This window comes from Cellulomonas sp. P5_C6 (assembly GCF_054049635.1).
The window spans coordinates 1-5,851 of record NZ_JBFULZ010000233.1 but is presented as its reverse complement, the minus strand read 5'-3'; the positions used below and the strand labels follow the sequence as shown (position 1 = coordinate 5,851).

The window sequence follows — 5,851 nt, the reverse complement described above, 5'->3', positions numbered from 1 at the left end:
GCACGAGCACGAGGGCGTACTCGGGATGCAGGAGCGCGGCGGCCCGTTCCACGTCCCGGGCCGACCAGGCGGCATGCCATGCGGCGTCGGTCTCCTGCGGCGTCTTTGCCATGGCCCGACCGTACTCGCCGCGGCGGGGTCGACTACGTCACACTGCCCATCGCCTGGACGCACGGGACCAGATCMGGCTGCGTGCCCTAGTTTTGGCCCGTGACCGCACCTCTTCCCCCGAGCGACGCCACGCAGACCACTGCGCAGAGCCTCGCGAGCCACGAGGTCCCCGAGCCGCTCCGCAACGACGTCCGTGTCCTGGGCGAGTTCCTCGGCCGCGTGCTGCGCGAGGCGGGCGGCGACGACCTGCTGGCCGACGTCGAGGCGCTGCGCGAGCTCGCCATCCGGGCGCACAACGGTCCCGACGCGGAGGCGCTGGCCCAGGCCGAGGCGCTCGTCGCCGGATTCACGATGTCCCGGGCCGAAGAGGTCGCGCGGGCCTTCACGTGCTACTTCCACCTGGCGAACACGGCGGAGGAGTACCACCGCGTCCGCGTCCTGCGGGAGCGCGAGGCCAGCCTGCTGCCGCACCACCTGGCGCCCGACGACTCGCTGCCCGCCGCCGTGGCCCAGCTGGCCGACGAGGTGGGCGAGGACGTGGCCCGGCAGCGCCTGGCGGAGCTCGAGTTCCGCCCGGTGTTCACCGCGCACCCCACCGAGGCCCGCCGCCGCGCGGTCTCCGGTGCCATCCGCCGGATCGCGGAGCTCGTCGCCGAGCGCGACCTGCGCTACATCGGCGGCATGTCGCTCGCGGAGAACGACCGGCGCCTGCTGGGGGAGATCGACACGCTCTGGCGGACCGCGCCGCTGCGCGAGGCCAAGCCGTCGGTGCTGGACGAGGTCCGGACCGTGATCAACGTGTTCGAGTCGACGCTCGCCGACGTGCTGCCCGCGGTGTACCGCCGGCTCGACGACTGGCTGCTGGCCGACGCCGCGGGCACCACCGCGCCGGCCGTGCGGTCGTTCGCGCGCCTGGGCACGTGGATCGGCGGCGACCGCGACGGCAACCCCAACGTCACGGCGCAGATCACCGAGGAAGCCGCGGCGATGGCGTCCGAGCACGCGCTGATCGAGCTCGAGTCGTCGGCGCGCAAGACCGCCCACGGGCTCACCCTCGCCGCGTCCGGCACCCCGGCGTCGCCCGAGCTCAGCGCGCTGTGGCAGAAGCAGCGCGGCCTGTCGGCGTCGCTGGCCTCCCGCATCGCCGGCGACGCGCCCAACGAGCCGCACCGCCGGGTCGTCTACTTCCTGGCCGAGCGCATCGCCGCCACGCGGACCCGCAACGCCGACCTCGGCTACGGCTCCGCGAGCGAGCTCGAGGCCGACCTCGACGTCGTCCAGCGCTCTCTGGCCGCCGCTGGCGCGCCCCGGTCGGCGTACGGCGACCTGCAGCGGCTGATCTGGCAGGTGCAGACCTTCGGGTTCCACCTTGCCGAGCTCGAGGTGCGTCAGCACTCGCAGGTGCACGCCGGCGCGCTGGCGGACCTCGCGAAGAACGGCCCCGACGGCACGCTCGAGCCCCGCACGGTCGAGGTCCTGGACACGTTCCGCGCCATCGGCACGGTGCAGCGCCGGTTCGGCATCAAGGCCGCGCGGCGCTACATCGTGTCGTTCACGCAGTCCGCCGAGCACCTCGCGGCCGTCTACGAGCTGGCCGAGATCGCGTTCGCCGGCGTCGACGCTCCGGTCATCGACGCGATCCCCCTGTTCGAGACGTTCGCGGACCTCGAGGCGTCGGTCGACATCCTCGAGGGCGCCCTGGCGCTCCCGCAGGTGCAGCGCCGGCTCGCCGAGAACGGCCGCCGGGTAGAGGTCATGCTCGGCTACTCCGACTCCTCCAAGGACGTCGGCCCCGTCTCCGCGACGCTGACCCTCGACACGGCCCAGCGCCGCATCACCGACTGGGCCGAGCGGCACGACATCGTGCTGACGCTGTTCCACGGCCGCGGCGGCGCGCTCGGCCGCGGCGGCGGCCCGGCCAACCGTGCGCTGCTCGCGCAGCCCCCGGGCTCGGTCGACGGCCGCTTCAAGCTCACCGAGCAGGGCGAGGTCATCTTCGCCCGGTACGGCGACCCGGTCATCGCCGCGCGGCACATCGAGCAGGTCGCGGCAGCCACGCTGCTGGCCGGTGCGCCGTCCGTCGAGCGGCACAACGCGGCCGCSACCGAGCGGTTCRCSYCGCTSKYCGCGCAGCTCGACGAGRCGTCGCGSRYCCGGTTCCACGAGCTGGTGAAGGCYCCSGGSTTCCCGCAGTGGTTCGCCGAGGTCACSCCGCTSGAGGAGGTCGGCATGCTGCCGATCGGCTCGCGGCCCGCCCGGCGCGGCCTCTCGGTCGAGTCGCTGGACGACCTGCGCGCGATCCCATGGGTGTTCTCGTGGTCGCAGGCCCGCATCAACCTGGCCGGCTGGTACGGCCTGGGCACCGCGCTGGCGGCCGTCGACGACCTGACCGAGCTGCGCGAGGCCTACGCCCAGTGGCCGCTGTTCGCCACGATGATCGACAACGTCGAGATGTCGCTGGCCAAGACGGACGAGCGCATCGCGGAGCGGTACCTCGCCCTCGGCGACCGCGACGACCTCGCGAACCTGGTGCTCGAGGAGATGGCCTTGACCCGCGAGTGGGTGCTGGCCATCACCGAGAGCGACGCGATCCTGTCCCGCCGCCGTATCCTGGGACGGGCGGTCCAGCTGCGCAGCCCGTACGTCGACGCCCTCTCGCTGCTCCAGCTGCGCGCGCTGCGCGGACTGCGCACGGGCGACGCCCCGGAGCAGGCCGACGAGCTCCGCCGGCTGCTGCTGCTCACCGTCAACGGCGTCGCGGCGGGGCTTCAGAACACGGGCTGACGCCGCCCCGGTCCGGGGCGGCGTCAGGACGGGTCAGAAGACGATGCTCCCGATGTCGGTGACGGCCGACAGCATGCCGAGGAGCTTCAGCTCGGCGAACGTCGCCGCGCCGACCCACCAGACGGACCACGAGAAGTCGGTCCGGTCCGTGAGGCTGTTGCGCCGGGCCACCGTCCCGCCCTCGAGGACGAAGAGCGGGGAGAAGTTCTCGCGGGTGGACGTGTCCTGGACGCGGACGAGGTCCGGCACGAACGAGAGCGCCCGGTACCCCGGCTTCGGGTCGCCCGAGGTGTACGCCGCCCAGATCTCGGCCGCCGACACCTGCGACGCCTTGACGACCATCGCCCGGTTGTCGGCGCTCCGGTGGTCGAGCAGACGCTTGTCGCCGTAGGCCGTCCAGCTGTCGCCGTTGGCGTTGTGGACGTTCAGACCGTGCTCGCTGTCCTCGTCGTGCATGCACCGGGTCAGCAGGCTGCCGAGGGTGCCGCTGTAGCCGGGGACCGGGGTGGTGACCTGGTCGTAGAGCTCCTTGCGCGGGGCGCGCAGGTGACCGGCCGAGAACAGGTCCGTGAGGAAGTGGTCGGCGAACGCGTTCATGAGGTAGGCGTTCTCCAGGCGCGCCTGGCGGTACTTCGGCTCGAGACCCGGGATCTTGCGGATCTGGGCCGCCTCGGCCGCGGCCCACGCGTGGCCGGCGCGGTAGGCCTGGACCGCGTCGCTCGTGAAGTGGTCCCAGTTCTCGGCCGCGAGCCGCAGGTACCGACCCATGGGGACGATGTCGGAGGCGAACGAGCCGCCGCCTGTGGCCTTGTTCCACTCGTACGAGAGCGTGTCCCCGAACGAGTCGTAGACCGGTGAGACGTCCTGCCCGCTGCGGAACGCGGCGCCGATGGCCTCGATCTCCTTCTCCATGATCGACAGGATCGGGCCGGAGTCGGTCGCGTTCGTCAGCGTGGCGTATGCCGACCTGAACGCCACGGTGCGGTCCGGGGCCCGGCTGATCGAGGTGCCGACGACCCCGAAGAAGTCACCACCGAGCGCGATGCCCTGCCCATAGGTGAAGTGCAGGTTCGCCCCCGGGCTGCTGGGCCCCCGGCCTCCGGCGAACAACGGCGCGCCGGACGACGGCACCGTCCCCGACTCGAACTGCAGGTTGACCTGGTCGCCGATCCACGCGTGCTCGCCACTCTCCATGATGTGTGCCCCTGGCTGCGTGGCCCTCGTGGCCACGACGAACGGCCACGTCGTCGCGGCCGCCGCGCCGACTCTCCTCCCGCGACCCGGGGGCGTCCAGGACCGACCGTCCAGTACGGCGGATGCGCTTCCTACGGGCCGGTCGGACCGAACCGCTCGGTGCGGATGCGCTCGGGGTCGTGGCCGAGGTCGACGAGGGTGTCCGCCACCAGCTCGACGAATGGTGTCGGCCCGCAGACGAACACGTGCGCGCGCTCGTCCGGCGGGAAGCAGGCCGTCGTCAGCAGCTCGGGGTCGACCCGCCCGAGCCGGCCCGTCCACCCCGGCGGTCCCTCCCGGGTCCACACCCGGGTGATCTCGACGTCCGCGCCGAGCGCCTCGAGCTCGTCGGCGTAGATGGCGTCGCGCGGCGACCGTACGGAGACGACCAGCCGGAACGGCGCGACGCTGCCCGCGAGGCGCCGGGTGCGGAGCATCGACATGAGCGGGACCAGCCCGGACCCGCCCGCGACCAGCTGTACGGGGTGCGGGTCGGTGGGCTGCCACACGAACCAGTTCCCGACCGGTCCGCGGAGCTCGACCTCGTCGCCGACCTGCAGGTCCTCGGTCAGGTAGGGGGAGACCTCGCCGTCGTCGACCACCTGGACCGTGAGCGCGATGCGCGGGTCGTGCGCCGTCGGGTCCGGGGGCATCCCGGGCAGCCCCATGGTGCCGGCCGACGCCAGCGAGTAGGACCGCTGGGTCGAGTACCCGTCCTCGGCGGTGAGCCGGACGTCGACGTGCTGGCCGGCCAGGGCACCGCGCCAGCCGGGGACGTCGAGCTCGAGGGTCATCGCGGTGGGGGTCTCGGCGGTGCGGGCGACCAGGGTGGCGACCATCCAGGGGAGTGCGTAGAGGGTCTCAGTCACCCCAGTACCGCTGTTCCTTCCACGGGTCCCCGTACGCGTGGTACCCGAGCCGCTCCCAGAAGCCCCAGGTGTCCTCGGTCATGAGGTCGAGGCTGCGCACCCACTTCGCGGACTTCCAGAAGTACAGGTGCGGGATCAGCAGCCGGGCCGGTCCGCCGTGCTCGGGCGGCAGGGGAGCGCCGTCGTACTGGTAGGCGATCCAGGCCTTCCCGTCGCGCAGGTCCGCCAGCGGCACGTTCGTCGTGTATCCGCCGTCGCAGTGCGCCATCGCGTACTGCTCGGCCGGGTCGATCTCGACGCCCTCGAGCAGGGTGTCCAGCGAGATGCCGCGCCACGCCGAGTCGAGCTTGGTCCACTTGGTGACGCAGTGGATGTCCTTGACGATGTCGTCGTGCGGCAGGTGAGTGAGCTCCGACCACGTCCAGGACTTGCGGGTCGCTCCGCCGGAGGTGATCGAGAACGTCCAGGTGGACAGGTCGGCGCGGGGCGTCGGGCCTGCCGACAGGACCGGGAAGCCGCGCTCGAGGTACTGGCCGGGCGGGATGCGGGGGTCCGCCTCGCGCTTGCCGCGGAACCCGCGGGAGATGATCGCCATCAGGCGGCCGAACGGTCGGGCATGGTCACTCCCGGGGGGTCGGAGACGCTCCGCCCATCATGGTGCCACGGTCCCGGGATACGCCAGAGGCCGGCTCGACGGGTGTCGAACCGGCCTCTGATCTGCGGGGACGTCAGCCGCGCGAGTAGACGACGCGGGGGCCGCCCGAGCTCGACGCGCCGGAGCCGCCGCCGCTGCTGCCGCGGCCGCTGCCGCCACGACGGCGACGCTGGCCGGAGGCCGACGTGGGCGCGCCGGC

Annotated in this window: 4 protein-coding genes; 1 reads left to right on the top strand and 3 read right to left on the bottom strand. The window is 72.8% G+C overall.

Annotated elements, in window-relative coordinates; genetic code table 11:
• Positions 1-210: 210 nt before the first annotated feature.
• Positions 211-2,895 carry a phosphoenolpyruvate carboxylase gene (locus tag ACXJKG_RS18815; protein ID WP_456847262.1) on the top strand — a complete coding sequence of 895 codons (2,685 nt, stop codon included), beginning with the start codon at positions 211-213 and terminating at the stop codon, positions 2,893-2,895.
• Between the two features lie 33 nt (positions 2,896-2,928).
• Here ACXJKG_RS18815 and ACXJKG_RS18810 read toward each other — a convergent pair whose 3' ends face one another.
• From ACXJKG_RS18810 to ACXJKG_RS18800, 3 genes are all read right to left on the bottom strand, one after another.
• Entirely contained in the window at positions 2,929-4,089 is a 1,161-nt protein-coding gene (locus ACXJKG_RS18810; RefSeq protein WP_456847261.1) for a hypothetical protein, read from the bottom strand.
• A 131-nt stretch (positions 4,090-4,220) separates the two neighbouring features.
• The gene (locus ACXJKG_RS18805) at positions 4,221-4,997 is read right to left on the bottom strand and encodes a ferredoxin reductase (RefSeq protein ID WP_456847260.1); all 777 of its coding nucleotides are present in this window, start codon (positions 4,995-4,997) and stop codon (positions 4,221-4,223) included.
• Positions 4,990-5,592, bottom strand: a complete 603-nt coding sequence (locus tag ACXJKG_RS18800; RefSeq protein ID WP_456847259.1) for a sulfite oxidase-like oxidoreductase — start codon at positions 5,590-5,592, stop codon at positions 4,990-4,992. The genes ACXJKG_RS18805 and ACXJKG_RS18800 overlap by 8 nt, the downstream gene beginning before the upstream one ends.
• Positions 5,593-5,851: the final 259 nt, after the last annotated feature.

Excerpts from the sequence above, each read along its gene's own strand:
- ACXJKG_RS18810 (WP_456847261.1), bottom strand. The coding sequence starts at position 4,089 with ATGGAGAGTGGCGAGCACGCGTGGATCGGCGACCAGGTCAACCTGCAG.
- ACXJKG_RS18800 (WP_456847259.1), bottom strand. The coding sequence starts at position 5,592 with ATGGCGATCATCTCCCGCGGGTTCCGCGGCAAGCGCGAGGCGGACCCC.